Origin of the sequence: Rathayibacter sp. SW19, assembly GCF_030866825.1 — a bacterium.
Lineage (GTDB): Bacteria > Actinomycetota > Actinomycetes > Actinomycetales > Microbacteriaceae > Rathayibacter_A > Rathayibacter_A soli.
Map to the genome: position 1 here is coordinate 1,947,731 of NZ_CP133020.1, position 25,433 is coordinate 1,973,163.

Below are 25,433 nucleotides of genomic sequence, written 5' to 3' on the forward strand. Positions count from 1 at the left end.
GGGCCTTTGAGTTGCGGTGATAGCATGAAAGCCCGTGGTGGATAAATTAAACGCGGGCATTCCAAACGGCACAACCAAGCACATATTCGTGACAGGTGGTGTCGTTTCTTCGTTAGGCAAGGGGCTGACGGCCGCCAGTCTCGGCAATCTGCTCACCGCACGCGGGCTGCGCGTTGTCATGCAGAAGCTTGACCCGTACCTCAATGTGGACCCCGGCACGATGAACCCGTTCCAGCACGGAGAAGTCTTCGTCACAGACGATGGTGCTGAGACTGACCTCGACATCGGCCACTACGAGCGGTTTCTCGACATCAACCTGAGCCAGGCCGCGAACGTGACGACCGGTCAGATCTATTCACAGGTGATAGCAAAAGAGCGACGGGGCGAGTATCTCGGTGACACGGTACAAGTCATTCCGCACATCACGGACGAGATCAAGAGGCGCATGCGTTTGCAGGCAACCGACGAGCCAAAACCGGATGTGATCATCACCGAGATCGGCGGCACCGTCGGCGATATCGAGTCGCAGCCGTTCATCGAGGCAGCCCGGCAGGTACGGCATGAACTCGGCCGCGCAAACTGCTTCTTCGTGCACGTGTCGCTGCTGCCGTTTATGAACGCGTCCGGCGAGCAGAAGACCAAGCCGACACAGCACTCCGTTGCTGCGTTGCGTTCGTTGGGAATTCAACCGGATGCCCTCGTGCTGCGCAGCGACCGGCCCGTTTCCGAAGCAAATAAGCGCAAAATCGCTTTGATGTGCGACGTCGATGAGCAGGCAGTGGTCAACGCCGTCGACGTGTCAAGCATTTATGACATCCCGACGATGCTGCACGAACAGGGCCTCGACGAGTACATCATCAGCCAGCTCGGACTGGACGAGGGCGTGCTCGACCGGAGCAGCTGGGACGAACTGTTGAACGTCGTTCACGATCCGAAACACGAGGTTACGATCGGCCTCGTCGGCAAGTACGTCGACCTGCCCGACGCCTACTTGTCGGTCACGGAAGCACTGCGAGCCGGCGGTTTCGCCAATCACGCAAGAGTCAACCTGCGTTGGATTCCGTCGGACGAGTGCGATTCTGCAGAAGGCGCAGCGCGCATGCTCTCCGACGTCGACGGCATCTGCGTGCCAGGCGGGTTCGGCATCCGTGGCATCGAAGGCAAGGTCGGCGCCCTGCGTTTCGCACGCGAGAATCAAATCCCAGTGCTCGGGCTGTGTCTCGGCCTGCAGTGCATGGTGATCGAGTTCGCCCGCCATGAGACGGGGCTCGTAGGTGCCTCGTCGAGCGAATTCAACCCTGACACCGACTATCCCGTGATCGCCACAATGGCCGAGCAGGTGGAGATCATCGCAGGCGGTGACCTCGGCGGCACCATGCGACTCGGGCTGTACCCGGCTGCGCTCACCCCGGGATCGATTGTCGCGGAACTCTACGGCTCACACGAGGCGTCTGAGCGGCACCGGCACCGCTATGAGGTCAACAATTCCTACCGCGACCGGATCGCCGCAGCAGGGCTTGAATTCTCCGGAACATCGCCGGACGGCCACCTCGTCGAATACGTCGAACTGCCGCGCGAGGTGCATCCGTTCTATGTCGGCACCCAAGCGCACCCGGAGTTGCGCTCGCGGCCGAACCACGCGCATCCGCTGTTTCGCGGGCTGATCGCGGCAGCGTTGGACCGCCAGCAGGCCAGCCGCCTGTTCGAGGTCAAAGAGGATGCCTGACGCGCTGAGCGACGAGGCGGCATCGGTCGATATCGTGCGCAGCGACGTCGTGTATCCGGGTGTGGTCTGGGACATCCGCCGCGATGCGTTCGCATACAACGGCGGCACGATCGTGCGCGAGTACGTCGATCACACCGGCGCTGTCGCGATTCTCGCACTGGACGCTGACGACAACGTGCTGCTGATCAAGCAGTATCGGCATCCGGTGCGCACCCGCGAATGGGAGATCCCGGCCGGGCTGCTGGATATCGCGGGTGAGCTGCCTCTCGCCGCTGCTCAGCGTGAGCTTGCCGAGGAAGCAGACCTCATCGCAACGCGGTGGGACGTACTCGCCGAGTTCTACACCTCGCCCGGCGGCAGCGATGAGGCGATCCGGATCTATCTTGCCCGCGACCTGACAGCAACTGACCGGCCGTTCCACCGTACGGAGGAGGAAGCCGACATCCAGGTGCGCTGGGTCGGTCTCGACAATGTCGTGGATGCCGTGCTCGCCCGTCGATTGCAGAATCCTTCGCTGGCGATCGGCGTGCTTGCCGCGCATGCCGCCCGGGCGCGCGGCTGGCGCACCCTCGGTGCCGGCGATGCGGCGTGGCCGCGGCATCCGAAGAGCGCCCCAGTTCGGCAATCATGACACTCGAGACAGCGGTGGATTCGTATCTGCGGCACGTCTCGATCGAACGCGGACTCTCCGCGAACACCACTGCCGCGTATGGCCGTGACCTTCGCAGCTATCTGCAGTGGCTCGCGGATGCCGGGCGCGGCGACGTGTGGGCAATCACGGCACACGACGTCAGCGCCTACGCTCGTCACCTGGGCACCCGAGCCGACCGGCCGTTGACCGCGTCTTCGATTGCGCGGATGTTGTCGACCGTACGAGGGTTCCACCGTTTTCTGCTCGAAGAGCAGATCGTTCCAACCGACGTCGCACACGAGGTTGCCCCACCGAAACTGCCGTCACGGCTTCCGAAAGCGATCTCGGTTGACCAGGTGGCGGCGCTGCTGGCCACAACCGACGGTGACGATACCGTCTCACTGCGCAACAAGGCGCTGCTCGAGTTGCTGTATGCCACAGGCGCACGCGTCTCTGAGGCCGTCGGGCTCAATGTCGACGACGTGTTCGACACCGATATCGTGCGGCTGACCGGCAAAGGCAGTAAACAGCGGATAGTGCCGATCGGCAGCTACGCACGTGCGGCAATCGACGCGTACCTTGTGCGGGCGCGGCCCGTTTTCTCGCGGCGAGGCCGGGCTACGCCTGCCCTGTTCCTCGGAGTGCGCGGGCAGCGGATCTCCCGTCAAAACGCGTGGTTGATCATCAAACAGGCGGCCGAACGCGCCGACCTGAGCGCGCACGTTTCTCCGCACACGCTACGACACTCTTTCGCGACTCATCTGCTGGAGGGCGGTGCCGACGTGCGCGTGGTGCAGGAACTGCTCGGGCACTCGTCGGTGGCGACGACGCAGATCTACACCCTCGTGACCGCAGACACTCTCCGCGACATGTACACCAACGCGCATCCGCGATCTCGATGGCCCGTCGACTCGTGAGAACTTCGCTGTGACCGGGCCGCCCTGGTAGCGGCGATCCGCACAAAGTAGAGCGGCCCGGCTCGCTAGACTCGAATGCCAGAGGTACCGGGGCCAAGACAGTGAGCGAGGAGTCTTTCGTGGCGCGTAAACACAACGACGAGCAGGAGCTCCCAGGGCTGGATGACGCCTCTATGGCTGAGACCCTCGGCCCAACCGGGCGCCCGTTTCGTCGTTTCCCGGATCCGAAGAATTTGAAGGCTCACGGCCCGGCCCGCGTGATCGCACTCTGCAATCAGAAAGGCGGCGTCGGCAAGACCACCTCCAGCATCAATCTGGGTGCAGCGCTGGCAGAGTGCGGTCGGCGAGTTCTTGCCATCGACTTCGACCCTCAGGGTGCGCTGTCTGCCGGCCTCGGGGTTCCCACCCACGAGTGCATCACGATCTATGACCTGCTGTTATCCAGTAGCAAGGACCCTGCCGAGGCGATCCAGCACACGAGCGTGCCAGGGCTCGACGTGATTCCGGCGAATATTGATCTGTCCGCTGCAGAGGTGCACCTCGTCAACGAGGTCGCACGCGAGCAGATCCTGGCACGCGTGCTGCGCCGGGTCAGCGCGGACTACGACGTCATACTGATTGACTGCCAGCCATCGCTCGGCATCCTGACCGTGAACGCACTCACCGCAAGCCACGGCGTTCTCATCCCGCTCGAGTGCGAATTCTTCGCCTTGCGCGGCGTTGCTTTGCTGATCGAGACCATCGACAAGGTGCGCGAACGGCTCAACCCCGCGCTTGAACTCGACGGAATTCTCGCCACCATGTACGACTCGCGCACTTTGCATTCACGGGAAGTGTTGGAGCGGGTCGTCGACGCGTTCGGCGACCAGGTTCTCGAAACCGTGATCTCCCGCACCGTCAAGTTCCCGGATGCGTCTGTCGCAGCCGCCCCGATCACGCAGTTCGCGCCAGACAGCCCCGCCGCCGAGGCCTACCGCCAGCTCGCGCGCGAACTAGTTGCCCGTGGCGCCGTCGCCTAGCCTGTCGTCGCACGGCCTGTCGTCAGCGGATGCCGGCCCGGCGACGATCGATGCGGATGCGATCAGCCAGGGTGTGACCAACCCGGATGCGCCCGCTTCGTTCCGCGTAGCCGTCGGCGAATTCGAGGGGCCGTTCGATCTTCTGCTCTCACTGATTTCCCGGCATGAACTGGACATCACTGAGATCTCCCTGAGTCGTGTCACCGACGAGTTCATCGGCTACCTGCACGGAATCACGACGGCGGATGACCTGGACCAGGCCACCGAATTCCTTGTGGTGGCCGCGACACTTCTCGACCTGAAGGTTGCCGGGCTTCTGCCACAGGGCGAACTTGTAGACGCGGAGGATGTGGCGCTGCTCGAGGCCCGCGACCTGCTGTTCGCCCGCCTGCTGCAATATCGTGCCTTCAAGGAGGCATCCGCCTGGTTCGCAGACCGCCTCGAGGCCGAGTCGAGCAGACACACCCGCTCCGTGCGGCTGGAAGAGAAGTATCGCAAAGCCACGCCGGAGTTGGTGTGGACGCTGACCGCAGACGACTTCGCAGCCCTGGCGCTTCTCGCCCTCACCCCGAAGGACATTCCCATCGTCGGCCTGGACCATCTGCATGCTCCGTTGGTCAGCATCCGGGAGCAGGCCGCCTACGTCGTTGCGATGTTGCGCTCAGGTCAGCCTCACACATTTAGACAGCTGATCGCTGGTGCGGAACAGAGGGGTGTTGTGATCGCCCGCTTTCTTGCGATCCTCGAGTTGTACCGCCATTCGGCCGTATCGTTCGAACAGGTGGAACCGCTCGGGGAGCTGACACTGCGCTGGGCTGCGGAGAACTGGTCGGAAGAGAACCTTGCCAATCTGGGGGCAGATTATGACAGTTGAACTCATCGATGAAGCCGAGGCTGACGAGCCCGGGGGTGGGCAGCCAGGCCCAGCAATCAACATCCATCGGGCCCTCGAAGCGATCTTGATGGTGGCGGACGAACCGCAGAGCCTGGTGAATCTGGCCACGGCGGTCGGTGCTCCCGTCGCGGCCGTGCGTCAGGCCATCGATGCGCTGGTGGAAGACTTCGACGGCGTGACCGCACCCGTGCGTCGCGGCTTCGAGTTGCGCGAAGTCGGTGGCGGCTGGCGAATCTACGTGCGGTCTGACTACGACGGCCTCGTTGGCGACTTCGTGATGACGCAGAATCCGAGCAGACTATCGCAGGCAGCTCTCGAAACTCTGGCCGTCATCGCGTACAAGCAGCCGATCAGCCGGGGCGCGATCGCCTCGATTCGCGCTGTCAACGTCGATTCGGTTGTGCGCACCCTGCTCGGGCGCGGGCTGATCACCGAGGCATTTACGGATGCCGAGACCGGCGCGATCAACTACCAGACCACCGATCTCCTGCTCAGCCAGCTCGCCATCAACTCGATCGACGAATTGCCGCACATCTCACCACTGCTCTCCGACGGAGCGGACGGATTCGACGATGTCCACTGATCACATTGGCGGCACCGGCGCACGACGAGCCGCGGGCGGCCCGGATGACATGGCCGACGTGCAGCGCGACCGCTCCGGCCAACGGCTGCAAAAGGTCATGGCCGCCGCCGGCGTTGCATCGCGCCGTGTCTCCGAGGAACTCATTGCGGCCGGGCGCGTGGCCGTCAACGGTCAGGTCGTCATGGAGCCGGGTCTGCGCATCGACCCTGAGACCGATCTGGTGACGGTCGACGGCGTGGCCGTGCAGGTGGACCCGAGCCGGCGCTATGTCATGTTGAACAAGCCCGTTGGCATCGTCAGTTCACTGCACGACGAGCACGGCCGGCCGGACTTGCGTGTGTTCACGGACCGCTATGAGGAACGGTTGTTCAATGTGGGCCGGCTCGACGCCGAGACCAGTGGACTGCTGCTGCTGACCAACGACGGAGCACTTGCACACGTCTTGGCACATCCATCGTTCGGGGTCACGAAAACGTATATCGCAGTCGTCGCCGGACAAGTGACACCGCAGGCTGTATCGAAGTTGACCCGCGGCATCGACCTGGACGACGGACCGATCCGAGCTGACAAAGCACGGCTGCTCGAGCGCGGAGGCGCAGGCAACACCAGCCTGGTCGAGGTCACTTTGCACTCGGGACGCAACCGGATCGTGCGCAGGATGCTGGAGAACGTCGGACATCCGGTGATCGACTTGGTGCGCCGCCAGTTCGGCCCGTTGCACCTCGGCACGCTCCCTGCTGGGGCGATGCGCGACCTGACTAAAGTGGAACTCGGCCAGCTGCTCACAATTTCTCGGGACGGGTCGAACCCTCAGGAAAGGTCACAGCCGAATTCGAAAGAGACACCGTGAATGACAATCTCGCGCGAACAGCGGGGCCTGTTCGTGTCGTCGGGGCGGGTCTGCTCGGTGCCAGCATCGGGCTCAGCCTGCGTGCGCGGGGAGTGGACGTCGTGCTGGCCGATGCGTCCAGGGCCAACTTGCGCCTGGCGATCGACTACGGCGCGGGCCGTGCAACCGAGCCCGGCGATCAACCGAGTCTCGTTGTGGTCAGCGTGCCACCGGATTCGACGGCCGCGGTCGTGGCGGCCGAGTTGGCCAGGTTCCCAGACGCGGTCGTGACAGACGTCGCCAGCGTCAAGGTGGCCGTGTTGGAAGAGCTCGAACGGGCATCGCTCGACCTGAGCCGTTACGTCGGATCGCATCCGCTGGCAGGTCGGGAGCGCGGTGGTGCGATCGCCGGCCGGGCAGATCTGTTCATCGCGCGCCCGTGGGTGGTCTGCTCGCGACCCGAATTGTCTCGTGCCACGGTCAGCGTTGTGGAGTCGCTGGCACTGGACCTTGGCGCAATCCCTGTCGAAATGAATACCGTCGCACACGATGCAGCCGTCGCACTCGTGTCTCACGCCCCGCAACTCGTGTCCACGCTCATGGCGAAGCGGCTGGTCGGCTCGTCGGAAGCAGCGCTGGGCCTTGCTGGGCAAGGGCTTCGAGACGTCACCCGGATCGCCGCAAGCAATCCGGAGCTGTGGGTGCAGATCCTCGGCGCGAACGCTCCAGCCGTCGTCGATATTCTGCGCGGCTACCGTGAGGATCTCGACCGCGTGATCGACGCGCTCGACGACGTCGACGCATCCGGCGCCCGGCGCGCGCTCGCCGAAGAGCTCGCCGGCGGCAACGCTGGAGTGGCGCGCATTCCTGGCAAACACGGGCAGGACAGACGCTTCGCCAGCATCATCGTGCTTGTCGACGACACACCCGGCGAGCTCGGCCGATTGTTCACAGAACTCGGTGAAATCGGTGTCAACATCGAGGATCTGCGCCTGGAGCATTCACCGGGTGCGCAGATCGGACTCGCCGAGATCGCGGTGCTGCCGGAAGCGCAGCAACGCACCCTGGATGACCTGATCGAACGCGGCTGGAGGATTGCCGGATGAGCGCACCGACCACACCGATCGTCGTCGCGATCGACGGCCCGGCCGGCAGTGGCAAGTCGAGCGTGAGCAAGGCGGTCGCGCGCCGCCTCGGCTACGGATTCCTCGACACCGGTGCGGCGTATCGGGCTCTGGCCTGGTTCGTCGTGTCGCGTGGCCTGGACCCAACTGAACCCGAAATCGTCATCGCCGCACTGCCCGATTTCGACTATTGGATCGGCATCGATCCAGACGGCTACCGCGTGCAGGTCGGCGCGCGGGACGTGACAGACGCGATCCGCGAACCGGATGTCTCTGCTGTCGTCAGCGACATCGCGCGAATCCCGCAGGTGCGCGCGTGGCTGAACGATCTGTTCCGGCGGATCATGGCATCCGCCGATCGGCCCGGAATTATCGCAGAGGGCAGAGACATCACAACGGTCGTCGCCCCGGACGCCCCCGTGCGAATTCTGCTGACCGCAACTGAACAGGCTAGGATAGCCAGGCGTTCAGCCGAGTTGTCCGAACAGCCGGCGCAGACCGTCGGCGAGCAACTACATCGCCGTGACGAGGCGGATTCCCGTGTCGTGGACTTCATGAACGCTGCTGACGGTGTGACCACCGTCGATTCGACCGAGCTGGACTTCGACCAGACCGTGGATGCCGTGATCGCCGTCATCCGTTCGGTGGTCGAGTAGCGCGGCGAGGAACGAGCCACGCGTATCGAGACCCCATCCAGACCAGAGAGACCCCCAGATGACTGACACAGATGACTTCCCGGCTGGCCCCGATGACCTGGCGGCCCGCCTTGCCGACCTCGATGAGACGGACGCGGCCCAACGCGCGATCGCGCTGCGGGCAGGGCTGAACGACTACGACCTCGATGAGACCGACCTCGATGTGCTCGAGGCCGTCACGGAAGACCCGAACGCGATCACCTATCTGCCCGCGCTGCCGGTGCTGGCGATCGTCGGCCGGCCGAACGTCGGCAAATCTGCGCTGGTCAACCGCATCCTGGGCCGCCGCGAGGCCGTCGTCGAAGACACACCCGGCGTCACACGCGACCGAGTCTCGTATCAGGGGGAGTGGAACGGTCGTCGCTTCACCATGGTGGACACCGGCGGCTGGGAACCGGATGCGAAGGGGATCAACGCATCCGTCGCCGCGCAGGCCGAGATCGCGGTCGAGTTGGCCGATGCCGTCTTGTTCGTCGTCGACTCGAACGTCGGCGCGACAGCGACAGATGAGCACGTCGTGCGGATGCTGCGCAAGACGAAGAAGCCGGTGTTCCTCGCGGCGAACAAGGTCGACGACTCCCGGCAGGAGCCGGGTTCCGCAGCGCTGTGGTCGCTCGGGCTGGGGGAGCCGCATCCGGTTTCCGCGCTGCACGGGCGCGGGGTCGCGGATCTGCTCGACGAGTTGATGAAGGTGCTGCCCGAGGTGTCCGCCGTCGCAAAGCAGGAGGTCGGCGGCCCACGTCGGGTGGCCATTGTCGGGCGACCCAATGTCGGCAAGTCGTCGCTGCTCAACAAGGCAGCCGGTGAAGAGCGCGTCGTCGTCAACGAGCTCGCTGGAACGACGCGTGACCCGGTCGACGAGCAGGTCGAGATCGCCGGAAAGGTGTGGCGATTCGTCGACACCGCGGGCATCCGACGTCGCGTGCACCTGCAGCAGGGCGCAGACTTCTACGCGTCGCTGCGCACGAGCACCGCGCTGGAGAAAGCCGAGGTGGCCGTTGTCGTCATCGACGTGAGTCAGCCGTTGAGCGAGCAGGACGTTCGCATCATCGACCTCGTGCTGGAGAGCGGCCGCGCCCTCGTGCTCGCGTTCAACAAGTGGGACCTGCTCGACGACGAGCGCCGACGGATGCTGGAGCGCGAGATCGAACAGGACCTCGCGCACGTGGCTTGGGCGCCGCGCGTCAACATCTCCGCACGCACCGGCCGTCACCTGGAGCGGCTGGTGCCGGCCCTTGAGCTCGCACTCGAATCGTGGGACACACGGATCGCCACCGGCAAGTTCAATGCGTTCCTGGCCGAGCTCACCGCGGAGCATCCGCACCCGGTGCGCGGCGGAAAGCAGCCACGGATTCTGTTCGGAACGCAGGCCTCGAGCCGCCCGCCGACGTTCGTGCTGTTCACCACCGGGTTCCTGGATCCCGGGTACCGCCGCTACATCCAACGCAGGCTGCGCGAGCTCTATGGTTTCGAGGGCACACCGATCGTGCTGAACATGCGCGTGCGCGAGAAGCGCAAGCGCTGACAATAGCCGGTCCCTGAGCGTGCCGAAGGGCGCGAGGAGTCGGCCCGGCATCCGCTAGCCGAAGCGACCGCTCTTGACGGCGGATTTCAGCGCCTTGTAGTCGGTCTGCGACTGCTCTGCGTATGCCATCGCCCACTGCACGATCGCGTCGTCGAAGGTGGTGTTGCTGCCCAGATAACCCGCGATGTATGCGGCTTGCGGGCTCTGCGCGTGGGCGCGTGCCAATGCTGTGCCGCAGGCATCGACATAGTCGATGAAGCCGCGCGGATGCAGCAACTCGGCGTCGATCGACACGTTCTGATCTCTGAATTGGCGAACGTAGTATGCGTGTTCGCCGTCGTCGAGATAGCCGAGGAACGGGTCGGACACGGCTTGCAGGATGCGCTGATTCGCGACGACGCGAAAACCGTGCTGGTCGACGGGGGCAGCGACTTCGGGTGCCAGCGCGGAGGTTGCGCCGCCGAACTCGACGAGCGCTGATTTCACCGCCTCCTTGACCTGGAGCACGAGAGGTTCTCCGCCTGCACCGGTGAGCACGACGATGTAACAGCGGGTGCCGACGCTGCCGACACCGACGACCCGTCGAACGAGATCTGTGATGGTGTACTGCGACAGCAGCACGGAGATGTCAGGGGCGACCGTTGCTCGATAGCGCTCGATCAACTCGAGCACCCATTGCTCGTCGCGGTCCTTCACGTGGGTGAGAGTCGGCGGGTCTTCGACGATGACGATGTTGCCGTCGGCGTCGTGTTCGGTGATCTTCGCGATCACGCGTTCCGAGGTGCGTCGCTTCGCCGACTTCAACGCCTGGTCGATGACCTTCTGCGACGAAGGATGGAATCGAGGGTCGCCCTTCTTGACGTCGGCACGAACGTAATAGCGATCGACGGCGCCGAGTTCGAACATCTGACGCAGCCCGAGACGATAGGCGGCTGCCGCTCGGAGCGCGGCGGTGTCGGTGTGGCCCGGTTTCAGGCCCTTGTACTGCGCTGCGATAACGACACTGGTGACAAAGCGTTTCAGATCCCACTCCCACGGGCCGTACGCGGCCTCATCGAAGTCGTTGAGATCGAAAACCATGGTGCGCTGCGGCGACGCGAACAGGCCGAAGTTGGCGATGTGCGCGTCGCCGCACAATGCGACCTGCACCCCCGAGGTGCCCTCCGGGGCGAGATCGGCGACCTGGATCGCAGCGGTGCCGCGATAGAACGCGAACGGGTTCTGGAGCATCCGCTCGATGCGCAGAGGCACCAGATCGGGCAGTCGGTTCTGGTGTTGACGGGCCAGGATGCCGAGCGGATCGCGGTCGGCTGCTGCCACATACACACCGTGCGCGCTGCGCTGCATGTCGCCGCGTGCTGCCCGCCCCTGAGCCGTCAGTTCTGTCTGCGTCACCACGGGCTCGTGGTCGAATCGGAGCCTGCCCTGCGGTTCGTCCACGGTGTGCCTTTCTGAAGTGCTGGCCTGATCTTCAGGGTAGTGCACCGAATTCGCCCGTTGGGTAGCGCGCGAGGAACGAGCACGCCCTCCGGTGGTCGAGTAGCGCGCGAGGAACGAGCACGCCCTCCGGTGGTCGAGTAGCGCGCGAGAAACGAGCACGCCCTCCGGTGGTCGAGTAGCGCGCGAGGAACGAGCACGCCCTCCGGTGGTCGAGTAGCGCGCGAGGAACGAGCACGCGTATCGAGACCCGCTCCAGCACGCTAAGATAATCAAGTTGTCTTGGTGCGTCCTGTTCGCTGGTTGAACGGCTCTGCCCAAAGGCATCGGGCTGTAGCGCAGCTTGGTAGCGCACCTGACTGGGGGATAAGGGGTTTACCATGCTCTGGTCGGCCTGAACAACTGAATATCAATGCCACGGGCTGTGGCGCAGCTTGGTAGCGCACGTGACTGGGGGTCACGGGGTCGCAGGTTCAAATCCTGTCAGCCCGACAGAAAAGCCCTGATGAGAAGCCATTTTCATCAGGGCTTCGTCGTTTCTGCGATTGGTTTTCGTTGGTCCCCTTCTGGTCCCCTTGTTGCTGCAGAGGGACGGCCTGGTGCTCGCTTCGAGCCCTCTCAAGCTTGCCGCCTGTGGATAAGGGGACCAAAAGGGGACCAAAACCGCGCGCGGGCTTCTCCGGAGCACCGTTACAACGATCTCGACGGTCCCATGCGGCGTGCCTGACCGCTGCTCTTGGGTCTCGCGAGGAAGGCGTTTGCTTGCTCTGCGGCGGAGGCGAGGTGTCGGTCATCCGGGTGGAGGTAGCCGCGAGTCGTCTCGATGGAGGCGTGGCCGAGGATCTCCTGGAGGACGTGGAGCGGGACGCCGGCGTCGGCCATCCAGGTCGCCCCGGTGTGGCGGAGTCCATGCCTGGTGAGGTCGGGCAGGCCGAGATCGCTGACGATCTGGTCCCAGTTCGTCGCGTCCCGCACGGTCGCGGTCGTGAGTACCCCGCCCTTGGGGCCAGCCAGCAGTCGGTCCTCCGGGTCCTTCTCATCGGTAAGGCGTTCAAGGACTGGTCGCAGGGCCTCAAGGATCGGGACGCGGCGCTCCTTGCGGCTCTTGGTCGGCTTAGTGATTAGGCCACCCTTGCCGGGGTAGGTCTGCCGGGCGATGACGACGAGATTCTTGTCGAAGCGCACATCGCCTGCCTGGAGTCCGGAGACCTCGGAGGAGCGTGCAGCCAGGAGAGCTGCGAGCATGACGAAGTCCGAATAGGACTGATGCACTTTCCCGCACGCTTGGGCGAGCCGATTCAGTGTCGCGAGGTCGGGGATCGCGTGCGTTCTCGGCGAGGCCTGCCCGGCGGGCTGCGCGCGGAAGGCGTTGCGGTTCAGACTGCGCTTGGCGCGGTTCTTTGCCGGGTTGATCGTGATCAGCCCATCCCGGACCGCCTCGTCGAGGATACGCACGAGCGGGGCGATGGAGTTTTTGATCGTGGAGGCCCCATACCGCTTCTCCCATGCGTCGATGGTGCGGTCGATCACCCCGGCGGTGATCTGGGTCACCGGCAGGTGCCCGAGCGCGGGCAGCACCCGGAGCCTGAGCCCGTGCCCGTAGTTCTCGCCCGTTGAGGTCGCGTCCAGGCCACGCGCCCACCTGTCGCCGGTCGTGGTGACGAACTCGGTGAGGGTCATGGATACGTCCATGCCCTTGGCGGAGGACTGCCGCAGCGAGTCGAAGAACGCCTGCGCGGCTACTTCGTCCGCGACGATCTCCGAACGGATGATCCGGCGCTTGCTGGTCGGGTCGGTCCAGCGGGCGCGTGCGCGGATGCCGTATGAGCGGCGTTCCATGTCGGTGGAGATCTTCACGCCAACCGGCGGGATGGGCTTTGCTTGCGCTTGCGGGAGCGGCTCAGTCTTTCGGGGCATGGCCGCGCTCCAGGACGGCCAGCCAGGTGTCGACCACGTCGATCCGGTAGCGGGCGATCCCGCCCAGGCGCAGGAATGGCGGCCCTTGCCCGGCGGACCGCCACCTGGACAGTGTCGACTCGGACACCTTGAGATAGGCGGCGATCTCCCGGCTGTCCATCAGGGGAGAGACCGCGATCGTGCCGCCGGACTCGCTCACGGCCGATCCCCGGTTCTCGGATCGAGGCTGGCATAGAAGTCGTCCTCGGCCTGGCGGCGTGCGGCGATGTCGCCGAGGACGAACTGTACGAAGTCCTCGTCGCGGTTGGCGATGATCCGGTCGTCGGCGGGCTCGGCCGGGTCTTCGCCGGGCCATGCGGTCTGCCTCGTGGGGCGGTCGCGGTCCAGGCGGGTGCCGGAGCCGGCTACCCAGTCGCGCAACCGCTGGCGCGCGTCGACGAAGTCGCGGTGCCAGCCCAGTGGCGCTGACCCTTTCTGCTCGGGGTCGTAGGCACACAGCCAGTGCAGGTGCAGCGCGGACAGTTCCCAGACGAGTTCGGGGTGCCGATGCCAGAATGGCGGGATCACTGAGGCGGGCAGGCCGTAGGTGTGGCGGAGCCAGTCGACCCATCGGTTGAGTTCCAGCCACTCGGCTTCGGCCTCGTCGGCGGTGAGCAGGTTCCAGTTGATCGGGTGTGGTGGTTCGGGAATCAGAGGCCCGTCGAACTCGGCGGCGGGGTCGTCGCCGGGCAGTTCGTCCCCGGGCTGCTCGGGAAGGTTGGTGTCGTCGGTCATCGTGGCCTCAAAGCGCCAGTGCGGCGGGGCTCTGCCGCGACGTGGCCGGGGAGGCGAACGTGGGCGGCACGTCCGGTGTGCGTCGGGTCTTCTGTGCAGGGGCGTCCGCGGCGATCGCGTGCTCGGCCTGGGCGGATCGTTCGGCGCCGCTGGCGCGGCGGCCGATCTTCCACACCTCGAACTCTTCGCCCTCGATCGTCTTGCCGTCCCTCTCATACTTGACTAGACGGGTGCGCCCCTCGGCGGTGAAGCTGTCGCCCTTGCCGAGTAGAGCGGCGGCCTCTTCGGCGGCCTCGCCGTATGCCACGATTGGCATGTATTGGGTCGGCAGCTTCGTGAAGGTGCCGTCGGGCTCCTTCCGGCCTTGCCTCTGCCCGGCGCGCGCGTAGAACCTCGGCGTGCCGTCACGGGTCGGCTCCGTGCCCGGCTCGGTCGCGACATAACCGGAGAAGGATTGGTAGGTGCGGATCGTCATCGGACTGTCCTCCAGACATTCGGCGGCGGCTATTACGGGCCGCTCTTGTCAGGCAGGTGCTCCTGTGCTCTCCTACGTGCGGTGTTGCAGCAGCGCCTCGATGCCGGCCCGGTCCGCACGAAGCTCGGCGGCGTCGCGGCGGTCGGTCCAGGCGCGCATCCGGGTGACGATGGGCGGGGCCGCACGCAGCAGCACGAGCGCGGTCCCGAAGGGGAGGGTGCGGATCACGTCGGGTGGCATGATCGGAACGCGGCGGGTGGAGCGTTGTGCGGAGCGGGAGCCGTGGTCTCCGATCGTGGTGGAGTCGGTCGCTTCGTCGCGTTCGCCGATGAGGGTGGTCAGGTCGTGCAGGTCTTTGGAGTTGGAGGCTCCACCGAGGATGATCTTGACGATCGAGGCGTCCCAGATCGCAGCGGCCGCGTTCTCACTCCACTTCTCCCGTGCTTGGGCGAGTGATTGGAGCACGGGCATGGTCGTGATGCCGGTGCCTCCGCCTTCGGCCATTAGCGTCGGCAGGGACGGCAGCGGTGCGAGGTTGCCGACCTCATCGAGCGCCAGCAGCAGCGGCGGGTCTAGGCGGGCGCCGGGGCTGCTGGCGGCCAGATGCCGGGCGGTCTCCACAAGGTCTTCCACGAACGCTGCGACCAGGGCGGCGGAGTTGTTGGCCCCGGCTCCGGTCGCCAGCAGGAACAGGGTGCCTTTGGCTTGAAGGAATGCTACTGGGTCGAAGTTTTCGTCTTCGAGCGGACTCACGGCGTCGAGGACGCGGGGGTCGGCAAGGGCGGCGAGGGCGAGAGAGACGCCTTGCCAGATGGAGTCGCGGGTGCGGGGGTCGGAGTCGATCATCGCCTGCAACGACTCCGCCCATCCTGTCGCCGCCTTCGGGCTGGCGGTGAGGATCGCTACCGCGTCAGCGGTAGCGGAGGGGTCGAGGGTCCACCGGAACAACTCGCCCGGCGGGCGATGGTCGAGTGCTGCGGCATGGAGCAGGGCTTGGAGGGCGGTTCTCGTTTTGCCTTCCCAGAAGCCGCCGCCCTCGACCCCGCCCGCCGACAGGCCAGTGCCGGCGGCAAGGCTGGTCGCACGGATCATCGCGGTTAGCGGGTCCTGACAGCCGCGGATGGGCGACCAACGCAGTCCCTCGGGCACGCCTTCGGCCAGGTGTTGCGGGTCGAACACAGCGACCGGACCGATCTTCTCGCGGGCGCGCAGAGTCGCGGTGAGGTTGTCCGGCCGCGTCGAGGTGGTGACGACCGCGCCGGGTGCGTCCAGGATCATGTTGATGACAATGTGCGCGCCCTTCCCGGAGCGGGGTGGCCCGATCAGCAGGATCGAGTCCTCCACGCTGGCCCAGATGCCTTTGCCGCGTGAGGTGCCGATCCGGTAACCGACCTCCTCCGGCCGTGGCTTGTTCAGTGAGGGGCGCAGGGGTCCGGCCCGATGCAGCAGCGCCTTCTCCGAGCCGGCCTTCGTGACCTCGGTGCGGGTGGCGATCCCGGCGATCCGGTACGGGTCAGCGTTGATCCGCCTACCGCGTTCCCGGACGAACCGCCATACGCACCCGGCCAGGGCGGTCGTACCGAGGATGAGTACGGCGAAGGTAATCCAGTAGGCGACCGCGCTCAGGCCCGGCGCTCCGAGTGGCGTGGCGGGGTCGCCGGGATGCGTCAGGACGCCCAGCCCCGACTCGGCCCCACTTGTCGGCTGAGGGTTGCCGGTGATCCAGGCAGCGATCGAGCCGGCGCCGCGCAGGATTCCGGCCAGGGCGGCGGCGGCGATGATGAGACCGATGCCGAGATTGGTCAGCTCGTCCCCGAGTGGCCCGGCCGGGCGCGGCGTGCTCATTCGGGATGCCCGACCGAGAGGACGCCGGAGACACAGCCGAGCGAGATGGCCTCACGGGTTGACCTCGCCGCAAGCGGCTTGGGAGTGAGAACGCCGCGGGTGGTGCAATCGCGGGTGGCGTGGACGACGGCGACGGCGACCGCCAGCTCCTCGCCCGGCACGAACCTTTCGCCTGGCAGCACTAGCGGCCCTAGCAGCTTAGGAGCCGCTTGAGTCGACGCCCCCGGTTCGGGGTCGGGACGGCGGCGCTTGTCGGGGGTGATGATGTCGGTGAACACCGACCCGTCCGCCTCGCGCACCTCGACCCGCACGGGCGCGTGGTACTGGTCGGTGAGCTGGTCGAGGATGCGCGCGCAGTTCTCACGACCCCGGGGTGGCGCGAACGGCTCCGGCAGATACGGATTCCCGTCGACGGTGACGGTCATCATGCCGACCGCGGTCACATCCATGACGACATGCGGAAGCACGACCGGGACCCCCGTCTTCTGGTGGCCTCGGCGTGGCCGCTCGGAGGGGGTGGGCTTGGAGCGGGACCGGCTCATCGTGGGCTCTCAAGCTCATTAAGGAATCCCGACGAACCATCAGGAATCTGGGGAACATGAGCCCCGACTGCGTTCATGCGGGCGGTGGTGTCGAAGGTGGCGAGCTCGGCGGGGTGAAGCTGGTGCTGCACGATGAAGGATCGGCCCTTGATCCGCCACAGCCCTTGTCCGGTCCCGAGGCCGGGGAGGAGTTTCTGTTCGGTGCCGGTCAGCCCGAGCGCGGTTGCGGTGGTGCCGAGCTGGTCGGGTTCCTGCCGGTAGATCACTCTGGTCTCGGCGTTCGCCAGAAGCGACGAGGCCAGCGCCCGCATGGCGGAGCCTTGGTCGCCCACGTTGTCCAGGTCGGAGAGTTTGTGGAAGATCAGCATGTTGGCGATGCCGTAGGTTCGGGAGAGTCGCCATTGGGCGTCCATCCGGCGCAGCAGCGCCGGGTATTGCATCAGGCGCCAGGCTTCGTCGTAGATCACCCACCGTTGTCCTCCGGCCGGGTCGGACAGGGCCGACTCCATCCAAGTCGAGGAGCACGTCATCAGGACGGAGATGAGGGTGGCGTTCTCGGCGACGCGGGACAGGTCGAGGGAGACCATCGGCAAGGACGGGTCGAACCGCACGGTGGACGGGCCGTCGAAGAGCCCTTGGAGGTCGCCGGACACCAGGCGACGCAGGGCGTGGCCGACCATGCGGCCGTCCTCGGCCAGGCGGCCGTCCGTGTCGTCGGCGGGGCCCGGGGTCAGGATACGGTCGACGACCATCGGCAGAATCGGCACTTCCGATGACCGCACCGCGTCGGTCAGGGCGAGGTCGATGGCGGTGTGCTCCAGCGGGGATAGCGGCCGGTCGAGCACGGTCTCCGCGAGCGCGCCGATGAGATCGCGGCGGCGGGAGCTGACCTGCGCGGCCCACTCGGCATCCGACACACCCGTGGGCCGATAGCCGGCGTCGAGCGGGTTGAGGCGGTTGCGCAGCCCATGGCCGAGGACGATCGCCATGCCGCCGACCGCCTCGGCAACCGCAGTATGCTCGCCCTTCGGGTCACCGGGGACGTAGACGCGCCGCCCGAAAGGTAGAGACCGTGTGTAGAGGGACTTCGCCAGCGACGACTTGCCGGACCCGACGATGCCGGCCAGGACGATGTTCGGGGCGGTGATGATCCCGCGCTGATACAGCACCCAAGGGTCGTAGACGAACGACCCGCCGCTGTAGAGGTCTTGTCCGACGAAGACGCCCTGGCTGCCGAGCCCGCCTTCGGCCAGGAAGGGGTACTGGCCTGCCAGAGTCGCGGAGGTGTCCTGATGCTTGGGGAGCCGAAACCGGCCGGGCGTGCGCAGAGCCGCCGCCCCCGGCTCGCCTGCGGCAGGCAGGTAGGTGGTGCTCCGCCACTCGGCTTGCCCAACCTCCCACTTGGCCTTCGCCGCTTCCTTCCGCGCTTGGCGGGCGTCGGCCTGAACCTGAGCGGCAACTTGCCAGCGCGCTTTGCGGTACTTCCGCCGTTCGCCTTCGGGGCTGACGAGCACCGCCGTGTGCAGCCGAGACTCCTCACTTCCGGTCACAGCGACAGCGCCCTGCCGTGCTGCGGGGAGAGGGTGGGACCGGCGAACCAGTCAGCCGTCTCTCGACCGGCCGCACGGCCAGACGCCCGGCTGGGCTGTTCCGATGTGGGCGCCTGGTTGTCGACGTCGAGGAGGACTGGGTCGGGCAAGGCGTCGTACTCGCGCAGCAGGGAGACGTGGCCGAGGAACGGGTTGTAGACCAACATGTAGACATCGCAGCCGATGGTGCGGTCGAGCATCCCAGTCGGCGGGGAGTCGTAGACGTACCCGCTCTCGAGCGCGGCCTGCGTGGTCTCCTCCCCGAAGTCGTAGCCAGCCAGGTGCTCGATCGCGGCACCGGCGCCATCTTGGTCGAGCAAGTCCAGTACCTCGTCGGCCTCGGCGCCTTGGAGGAACACCACGCTGACCCACCGCCGCCCCGACTTCAGGCTCTGCGACCCTAGGTCCCGCGGCTGCGATGGCTCGGGTCCGTGCTCGGCTAGAAGGGTGAGCGCGGCGAGGTTCGCCCGCGCGGCCTCGGCGATCCCTTCGGGGAACAGGTTTGCGTTCTCGGGCGTGACGCCGGGGTGGTCGAGGGCGTACTGCTGTGCTTCTCCGGCGGCCGAGAGGTACCTGGCAAGCTCGCGGATCGCCCGGCCGGGCGAGATGGGGGCTCCGGCGCCGGTGAACAGGTCCCGGCTCGAGGTCGCCTGCCCGGTGGCGGCGTCGAGGATGCGGTAGGCGTAGCGCTGGTGCTCGCCCAAGGGGTCGTCGGGCCACACCGTTAGCGTGAGCGAGCCGGCCTGGGCCGTGGGGCGCGAGGTCGCTATGCGGTCCGTGCCGGGGGTGATGTCTGTGGTGTCCATGCCGGGCAGGTACGCAACCGCGGCCCACGCGCCCGGTTGGCATGGTTCAGAGCGATGGGACGCGGCTGCCGTGCGAGTGCCGAGAGTCGCGGGAGGAGGGATCGCTGTGGGACGGATCGGTATGGGACTGGTCGGGTGGTGTGTCGAGCCGTGCGGTAAGCCGGGCCATTGTAGGTGTCGGCTCCTGGCGGTCGAGGGCGGGGTGCAAGGCGATGCGCCCGGAGTGAGGCGAGGCAGCGTCGAGCCACCACTCCACGGCGTCCAGGAGAGTGCTGGCCTGGTGCAGCTCGGCGGCGGCGGCGAGGGTTGAGCTTGCGCCTGCGAGCTGGTTGCCGACGTCGTTGTGCGCGCGGACACGGTGGGCGATGTGGGCCCTGCGAGTTGGTCGAGCACCTGCCTCGGCGACCGTACCCCGCCGAGCAGATCGCCGATCACCTGGTAGGTGTCGGCGGGATCGTCGAAAGGGCGGGTCGCGTGGGCCAGGCCCCGCAGCGCCGCCGAGGCTTCTGCGGCATCTACAAGGGGCCATCGAAGTTCGGCATGAGCAGGTCTCCTCACCGGTCGGGCAGCCCTGGATGCGGGGACGCCAGGCAGGTGCGCCGACCGTGTCCAGGTTCAGACCGTGCGGCACAGCGGCAGTGCGGCGGCGGTGAACGCTTGGGCCTGCTGGCCGACGAGCCGCCGGGTCTCGCAGGAAGCTTGGGTGGCGGCCTGCTCGATCGCGGCCACGGCTGCATCGAGTTCGTCCGCGGTGGGGGCGGAGACGGAGATGAGGCCAGAGACGCGCAGGACGCCGTGCCCGGCGGTCAGGTCAGCCTCCTGCTGGAGCACGTCCTCGTACTCCGCGGTCGCGGCCGCGTCTTCGACCTGACCGATCTTGCGCCGCTGTGCCGCGTCGGAGATGAGCTCGGTCTTCTTCTTCCGCAGATCCCGTGCGGCCTGGTCTGCCCGGACCGGAGTGTAGTGCAGGGCGAGGGTGCGCAGGATGCCGTTGGACAGTATCAGTGGGGCGAGGAAGCCGGGGTAGACCTGCGAGCGCGGCCACTCGCTGATCCACAGCACTGCGTGGAAGGCACTGTCCGACCGCAGTCGTTCCCAGGTCTCGGTGACCGCGACCGGGCCAGCGGTAGCGAGGTCGCGGCCAAGTTGCCCGTGCCGTTCGAGTGCGGGTGCGGCGGCGGGGTCGTAGGCGGAGCGGAGGATGGCGGCGACCTCGCCGGGGGTGAGCCATCCGGTCGAGGCAAGTTCGGCGGCGCGCAGGGCGATGGTGAGGGTGGTCATCTCCTGGCGCAGCACCGCTGCGGCACCACGCATTCCGCCGCCGGAGGTCCTGATCTGCCGGGCGGCGGCCTTCATGTCCAGGGCCAGACTGATCGTGGTGGCGTGCCGCTCCCCGGCGGGACCGGCGCGTTCGATCAGTTCGCGGTAGGTGGTCGCGGCCCACGAGCCATCGTCGGTGCCGTGGGTACGCCACCACTCCGCCAGGCCCGTGCCAGAATCCGGGAGGGTGCGCTCGGAGACCTGAATGCGGGCGATCCGCCCGGAGCGGCACGCCGAGGCGAGGACGCGGCCCCAGCCGGAGACGCGGCGCCGCTGCTCGCCGGGATCGAGGAGCACGAACGCCGGATGATTCACTCCGAGGATCGCGGTGAGGGTCTGGGCGTGGGGGTCGTGGATCATCGCCGACCCAGTCTCCGGGTCCTCCCACTCCCGCAGCGGGGCGGCGTCGCCAGGCAGAGCCAGGGTCCCGGCGGGGCGGGGCTTGATGATGCGGCGGCGGCCGATGAGCTGGCCGCAGTAGGAGCGCCACACCCAGAGGGCGACGATAGGCACCCATTCGATAAGCTTTCTGCCGCCAGCCGGGATCGCGGCCAGCAGGGCGCAGGAGGCCCACACCGGCGAGGTGAGCAGGAGCCCCTTGCCTCCGGCCAGGTAGAGGCCTGCGACCACTAAGAAGACCGCCAGGGCGAGGACGACGAGCTGCGGTAGGGACAGGCCGAGCATGATGCCCCGGCGGGTTAGGCGGGAGAACTGCACCGGGTGCAGCGGGTAGGCCGAATAGTTGGAGTCGGCGCCGGCTCTGGTCATGGCAGCTTCACTCCTTCGGTGTGCTCGGCGGTGGGGTCCGCTGAGCCGGTGGCGAAGCGGAGGGTGCTGCCGGCGCGCTCTGGGTTGGGGCGCTGGGCGGCGGCGGGGCGGACTGCTCGCTGGCGGCCGAGGCGTGGCCCTCAGCCGCGCCTCCGATCGCGGCACCGGCGCGAGGTCCTGCGGTCGCGGCCGACTTGACCACGGCCGCGCCGGCGACGGCCGCCGCGCCGATCGGCCCTGCTGCGGCACCCGCCGCTGCCCCGCTTCCCGCACCTGCGGCTGCTCCACCGATGGAGGCCCCGCTAGCGGTGCCCGCGCTCCCGACGGCCGGGACACTCGCCGCCCCGCCACCACCCGCCGACGACGGGGTCGCGCCAGAGCCAGAACCGCTACCGCCATCGAGAACCTTTTTCGTCGCATCTGCCGACCCCGGCCGGGAGGGAATCGGAACGGGCCGGTTCAGGGACTGCTTCGCCTCCTGTTCGGCGGACATGGCGTGGTACATATCGAAGCCGGCGAAGTGCAGGAACTTGTAGCTGATGTAGGGGGCGAACGCGGCGATGAACATGAGCGCGACGCCGGCGATGGGCTGGCTGACCGAGGTCAGATCCGTGCTGATCGGCGCTGCAACTTGGGTGATCGCGACCAGGAAGATCACCACCAGCACGAGCTTGGACACGATCAGAGCGATCACGAACGAGGCCCACTTCGACAGCCAGCCACGGGTGGCATCCCAAGACGCCCCGGCCAGCGCGACCGGTCCGAACACGATCGCCACCAGCAGCAGCGCCTTCCTGATGAGCAGCGAGAACCAGACGATGCACGCTGCGGCGATCGCAAGCCCTGCCAGGAAGATCGTCAGGATCGCCCCGGCACCGGGCGCGGTCAGGTTGATAGCCGTCAGGCCTCCGGCGATGAGAGCGATCCGGCCGCCCATGCCGGACATGGTGTTGCCGGTGGCCTGCACGATCCCCACCGAGAGTTCGTCGGTGACCTCCAGCAGCAAGCCCGTGAGGGTCAGCAGAACGAAGGAGCCGAGCACGGATTTCGCCAGCCCCAGGGCGGCTCGGGTCAGGGCGGTGGGGTCGCGGTGGATCAGTCCGGTGATGAGCTGGAGACAGAAGAACAGCAGCATCACGAACACCGCGACGCCGAACAGGATGTCATACACGCCCACGTAGCCGGGTTGGGTGACATCCACGGCGGTCGTGGAGTCGAAAACGGTCCAAACCTCCTGGAACAGCCACGAGGCGGCGGCGCCCATCGCCTGGGCGAGCCAGTCGAACGGCGCGGTCACTAGTGAAGCGGCCGCGTCTCCGGCGACGTTGCAGACGGCCTGGATGACCGGCACATCACACACACCCATCCCTCGCTCCTTCCCCTCGGCTCGGGCCGGGTCAGACAGACTGGCCGACGTTCCAGAAGAAGTTGATGAGCGTCACCGCCGCGCCGCAGATGATCGCCGCGCCGCAGCTCACGAGGACGCCGAGTTTCCCGCGGCTGGCCAGGTGCGGATTGGAGGAGTTGGCGCCGAAACCCCACACCACCACCGCCGTGATCAACGCCAGGACCGAGAGGATCAGGCCCACGGTCATGACGGCGCCGACGATCGTGCGCAACTGCTCGATCCCGGGAAGCCCGTTGCTGTTCGGGGTGATGGTGATGTCCTGGGGGACGACGGCGACGGCCAGGCCTGTCAGCGAAGACACGAGCGAGAGGACGGACATGGGTTTGGGCTCCTTCAACCGACGGGGACGGATTCGTCTGACAGGTGCGCCCCGCCTGCACCGCAGAGGGTGGCCCGTCTGGGCCGCCGGTCCGTGCTACAGGCTGGCGCCGACTCCCAGGAGGAAGTTCATCCATGCCACCCCGGCCCCGGCGAGAGTGGCGGTCCCGAGGGCGACCCAGAGGCCGGTGCGTGCCTTGGTCGCGGCCTGGTAGTTGCCGTGCGCGGAGGACAGAGCCCAGGTCACGGCGCAGACAATGAGCATGAGCACGGCGATGATGAGCACGACGGTCAGCAGCGCGCCGATGACCGTGCGGAGCTGACCGGCGCCGTCCACGGCGCCGAAGTTGGGGAACACGGCGGTCATGGGGACGATCATGGGCTGGGACATCAAACGGATCATCAGGAGCTCCCTTCCGCGGTGCACAACGCCGGGGTGGTGTCGGCGCCGCTGATTCCTTGCGCGTCGTGCGCTTTGAGCCAGGCGTCGGAGTCGACAGCGGTGGCGTTGGTGCCGCCGGGGCGGATCTCGAAATGCAGGTGCGGTCCGGTCGAGTGCCCCTCGGAGCCGACATCCGCGATGTGCTGGCCCGCGGTCACGAGGTCCCCGACCTGGACGTAGATGTGCTCCTCGTGGCCGTAGGCGGAGGCGACGACCTGGCCGCCGACGTTGTGCTCGATGACGATGAGGTTCCCGTACCCTGCGGCCGGGCCTGCGGCGGTGACGCGGCCGGCCGCGATCGCCAGGATCGGGGTGCCGGCCGGGGCGCCGTAGTCGGTTCCGGTGTGGAAGCTCGGTTGACCGGTGATCGGGTCGACGCGCGGCCCGAAGCCGTCCGTTTTCACCCAGGTCCCGGCCGGGAGCGGGAAGACGATCTGGGTCGCCTCCGGCAAGTCCGAGGGCGCCGACGAACCGGGATTGCCGTTGCTGTCGCGTGCTCTGGTGAGTGTGGCGAGGATGGCTTCGGCGACGGGTTGGTAGTTCTGATACCTGTCCGGGTACGCGGAGACTTCGACGCTCTGGGCGGCCTGGCCGGGGTCCATCTGTTGCCAGCCGGGAATATCCAGCAGACCATGCGGCGACGGGTAGTTGGGTCCGGTCGGTCCACCGAAGAACGCCTTGGCCTGGTAGACCGGGTCCATCAACTGCGCGACCGTGCCCCACCCAGACTGCGGCCGCATCTGGAACATCCCGAGGCTGTCGTGGTCGGATCCGTTGCCGTCGTTCGGGTAGGTGGCCGAGTCGGGGTAGGCCGAGGTGTTGGCGAGCATCCGCAGGCTCGATTCGGTGAGGGCGCCCATGAGCGCGACCAGCGCGCCCTGGCGGCCGACACCCTGAACTTGGCCGGCGACGGTGATGATCGCCGCGGCGTGCGTGAGTTGGGTCTTGTCCAGCGTGACCGTCTGGCCGTCCTTGGTCGTGGCGGTCAGTGAGTCCGGCACCGGGCCGAGGCTGAGAGTGCTGGTGGTGCAGGCCGCGACGGCGGACGGATTGGCGAGCACTCCGATCAGCACCAGCAGTGCGGCCGGCCCGACGAAGACCAAGGCGGCAAATCCCGCGGCGAGCTTCTTCATCACAACTGCACCCGGTTTCAGCGCAGGGGCTTGCCGAGCTGGGACAGGCGCAACAGCCGGCACGTGGAGTACGTCGGCTGGCAGGTCTCGAAGACAGTGAACGACACCTGCCCCGAGGTGCTGACGGGCTTACCGTCCCAGACGCCGGCCCGGTGGCGGGTCCCGGTGATCGTGTAGGCGGTCGTACCCGGAAGCAGGGTGCCACGTCCTTGCTGGAGCGCTTGCGGCCAGACGGACGGCACCACGGCGGTGTCGATGGTGAGCCATTGACGGGTCTGGTACTGGCGCAGCTGCGCCCATGTCTGTTCTGTCGGGTAGTAGCTGGTCAGGTCGGCGGCCAGCCCTGGAGTCTCCTGCCCGGACGGGTCCCCGACCTCGACGCTGGCCTGTATGTAGTCCGCCGGCTCCAGTTCGCTGGTGGTGTTCCACGCGAACAGGGTCATCGCGAGGTGCCGGGCGAACTGCTCCGCATTGACGATCGGCGCAACTGTCGGGACCGCGGTCGGCACTGGCGAGTCCGGACCGGCCGCCATCGCGGTCGGGACGGTGTTTGCGCTGGTGTCGGCCGGTGTGGGCGTGCCGGGGTTGTGGACGAGTCCGTATGCGCCGACGCCGATCAGGGCGGCCGTAACCAGCCCGGCGATGACCAACACGATGACGGTGCGGTGGGGCCGGTGCCGGGACACTCTCTCGTTCATGCGGGGGTTCCTTCCGG

25 protein-coding genes and 1 tRNA gene are annotated in these 25,433 nt (G+C 66.9%); 11 read left to right on the forward strand and 15 right to left on the reverse strand.

The window, feature by feature from the left end; translation table 11 throughout:
- Positions 1-34 precede the first annotated feature (34 nt).
- From QU604_RS08850 to der, 10 genes are all read left to right on the forward strand, one after another.
- On the forward strand, positions 35-1,726 hold the full coding sequence (locus tag QU604_RS08850) for a CTP synthase (protein ID WP_409350010.1): 1,692 nt from the start codon (positions 35-37) through the stop codon (positions 1,724-1,726).
- On the forward strand, positions 1,719-2,357 hold the full coding sequence (locus tag QU604_RS08855) for an NUDIX domain-containing protein (RefSeq protein ID WP_308468441.1): 639 nt from the start codon (positions 1,719-1,721) through the stop codon (positions 2,355-2,357). Before QU604_RS08850 ends, QU604_RS08855 begins: the two co-directional genes overlap by 8 nt.
- Entirely contained in the window at positions 2,354-3,274 is a 921-nt protein-coding gene (xerD, locus tag QU604_RS08860) for a site-specific tyrosine recombinase XerD (protein ID WP_308468442.1), read from the forward strand. The genes QU604_RS08855 and xerD overlap by 4 nt, the downstream gene beginning before the upstream one ends.
- Positions 3,275-3,447: 173 nt before the next feature.
- Positions 3,448-4,293, forward strand: coding sequence for a ParA family protein (locus QU604_RS08865; RefSeq protein ID WP_308468881.1), 846 nt, complete (start codon positions 3,448-3,450; stop codon positions 4,291-4,293).
- A 61-nt stretch (positions 4,294-4,354) separates the two neighbouring features.
- Entirely contained in the window at positions 4,355-5,167 is an 813-nt protein-coding gene (locus QU604_RS08870; RefSeq protein WP_409350029.1) for a segregation and condensation protein A, read from the forward strand.
- The gene (gene scpB, locus QU604_RS08875; protein WP_308468443.1) at positions 5,157-5,771 is read left to right on the forward strand and encodes an SMC-Scp complex subunit ScpB; all 615 of its coding nucleotides are present in this window, start codon (positions 5,157-5,159) and stop codon (positions 5,769-5,771) included. Before QU604_RS08870 ends, scpB begins: the two co-directional genes overlap by 11 nt.
- Before the next feature lie 49 nt (positions 5,772-5,820).
- On the forward strand, positions 5,821-6,621 hold the full coding sequence (locus QU604_RS08880; protein WP_308468883.1) for a pseudouridine synthase: 801 nt from the start codon (positions 5,821-5,823) through the stop codon (positions 6,619-6,621).
- Positions 6,618-7,706, forward strand: a complete 1,089-nt coding sequence (locus QU604_RS08885; protein WP_308468444.1) for a prephenate dehydrogenase — start codon at positions 6,618-6,620, stop codon at positions 7,704-7,706. Before QU604_RS08880 ends, QU604_RS08885 begins: the two co-directional genes overlap by 4 nt.
- The gene (gene cmk / locus QU604_RS08890; RefSeq protein WP_308468445.1) at positions 7,703-8,380 is read left to right on the forward strand and encodes a (d)CMP kinase; all 678 of its coding nucleotides are present in this window, start codon (positions 7,703-7,705) and stop codon (positions 8,378-8,380) included. Before QU604_RS08885 ends, cmk begins: the two co-directional genes overlap by 4 nt.
- A 58-nt stretch (positions 8,381-8,438) precedes the next feature.
- Complete coding sequence (gene der, locus QU604_RS08895; protein WP_308468446.1) at positions 8,439-9,944, forward strand: ribosome biogenesis GTPase Der; 1,506 nt, start codon at positions 8,439-8,441, stop codon at positions 9,942-9,944.
- Between the two features lie 54 nt (positions 9,945-9,998).
- Here the strand turns inward: der and QU604_RS08900 are convergent, their stop codons facing one another.
- Complete coding sequence (locus QU604_RS08900) at positions 9,999-11,384, reverse strand: DUF2252 domain-containing protein (RefSeq protein WP_308468447.1); 1,386 nt, start codon at positions 11,382-11,384, stop codon at positions 9,999-10,001.
- A 415-nt stretch (positions 11,385-11,799) separates the two neighbouring features.
- On the opposite strand from QU604_RS08900, the gene QU604_RS08905 reads away from it, so the two are divergent.
- Positions 11,800-11,873, forward strand: a tRNA-Pro gene (locus QU604_RS08905).
- A gap of 198 nt (positions 11,874-12,071) precedes the next feature.
- On the opposite strand, the gene QU604_RS08910 is transcribed toward QU604_RS08905, so the two are convergent.
- From QU604_RS08910 to QU604_RS08975, 14 genes are all read right to left on the reverse strand, one after another.
- The gene (locus tag QU604_RS08910; RefSeq protein ID WP_308468448.1) at positions 12,072-13,298 is read right to left on the reverse strand and encodes a tyrosine-type recombinase/integrase; all 1,227 of its coding nucleotides are present in this window, start codon (positions 13,296-13,298) and stop codon (positions 12,072-12,074) included.
- Positions 13,282-13,497 carry a helix-turn-helix transcriptional regulator gene (locus QU604_RS08915; RefSeq protein WP_308468449.1) on the reverse strand — a complete coding sequence of 72 codons (216 nt, stop codon included), beginning with the start codon at positions 13,495-13,497 and terminating at the stop codon, positions 13,282-13,284. Before QU604_RS08915 ends, QU604_RS08910 begins: the two co-directional genes overlap by 17 nt.
- Complete coding sequence (locus tag QU604_RS08920) at positions 13,494-14,072, reverse strand: hypothetical protein (RefSeq protein ID WP_308468450.1); 579 nt, start codon at positions 14,070-14,072, stop codon at positions 13,494-13,496. The genes QU604_RS08915 and QU604_RS08920 overlap by 4 nt, the downstream gene beginning before the upstream one ends.
- 7 nt (positions 14,073-14,079) lie before the next feature.
- Entirely contained in the window at positions 14,080-14,547 is a 468-nt protein-coding gene (locus QU604_RS08925) for a single-stranded DNA-binding protein (protein ID WP_308468451.1), read from the reverse strand.
- 72 nt (positions 14,548-14,619) lie between these two features.
- Positions 14,620-16,392 (reverse strand): TraM recognition domain-containing protein, encoded by a 1,773-nt coding sequence (locus tag QU604_RS08930; protein WP_308468452.1) that lies wholly within the window; start codon positions 16,390-16,392, stop codon positions 14,620-14,622.
- The gene (locus tag QU604_RS08935) at positions 16,389-16,841 is read right to left on the reverse strand and encodes a hypothetical protein (protein WP_308468453.1); all 453 of its coding nucleotides are present in this window, start codon (positions 16,839-16,841) and stop codon (positions 16,389-16,391) included. Before QU604_RS08935 ends, QU604_RS08930 begins: the two co-directional genes overlap by 4 nt.
- Before the next feature lie 89 nt (positions 16,842-16,930).
- Positions 16,931-18,484, reverse strand: a complete 1,554-nt coding sequence (locus QU604_RS08940) for a putative type IV secretion/conjugal transfer ATPase (RefSeq protein ID WP_308468454.1) — start codon at positions 18,482-18,484, stop codon at positions 16,931-16,933.
- Entirely contained in the window at positions 18,481-19,329 is an 849-nt protein-coding gene (locus QU604_RS08945) for a hypothetical protein (protein WP_308468455.1), read from the reverse strand. The genes QU604_RS08940 and QU604_RS08945 overlap by 4 nt, the downstream gene beginning before the upstream one ends.
- A 615-nt stretch (positions 19,330-19,944) precedes the next feature.
- The gene (locus QU604_RS08950) at positions 19,945-21,417 is read right to left on the reverse strand and encodes an SCO6880 family protein (protein ID WP_308468456.1); all 1,473 of its coding nucleotides are present in this window, start codon (positions 21,415-21,417) and stop codon (positions 19,945-19,947) included.
- 7 nt (positions 21,418-21,424) lie between these two features.
- Positions 21,425-22,783, reverse strand: a complete 1,359-nt coding sequence (locus QU604_RS08955) for a TrbL/VirB6 family protein (protein WP_308468457.1) — start codon at positions 22,781-22,783, stop codon at positions 21,425-21,427.
- Positions 22,784-22,814: 31 nt separating this feature from the next.
- Positions 22,815-23,144: a DUF6112 family protein gene (locus QU604_RS08960; RefSeq protein ID WP_308468458.1), complete on the reverse strand. Its 330-nt coding sequence runs from the start codon at positions 23,142-23,144 to the stop codon at positions 22,815-22,817.
- A 96-nt stretch (positions 23,145-23,240) separates the two neighbouring features.
- Positions 23,241-23,546 (reverse strand): DUF6112 family protein, encoded by a 306-nt coding sequence (locus tag QU604_RS08965; protein ID WP_308468459.1) that lies wholly within the window; start codon positions 23,544-23,546, stop codon positions 23,241-23,243.
- Positions 23,546-24,718 carry a M23 family metallopeptidase gene (locus QU604_RS08970; protein WP_308468460.1) on the reverse strand — a complete coding sequence of 391 codons (1,173 nt, stop codon included), beginning with the start codon at positions 24,716-24,718 and terminating at the stop codon, positions 23,546-23,548. Before QU604_RS08970 ends, QU604_RS08965 begins: the two co-directional genes overlap by 1 nt.
- 17 nt (positions 24,719-24,735) lie before the next feature.
- Entirely contained in the window at positions 24,736-25,416 is a 681-nt protein-coding gene (locus QU604_RS08975) for a hypothetical protein (protein WP_308468461.1), read from the reverse strand.
- Positions 25,417-25,433 lie beyond the last annotated feature (17 nt).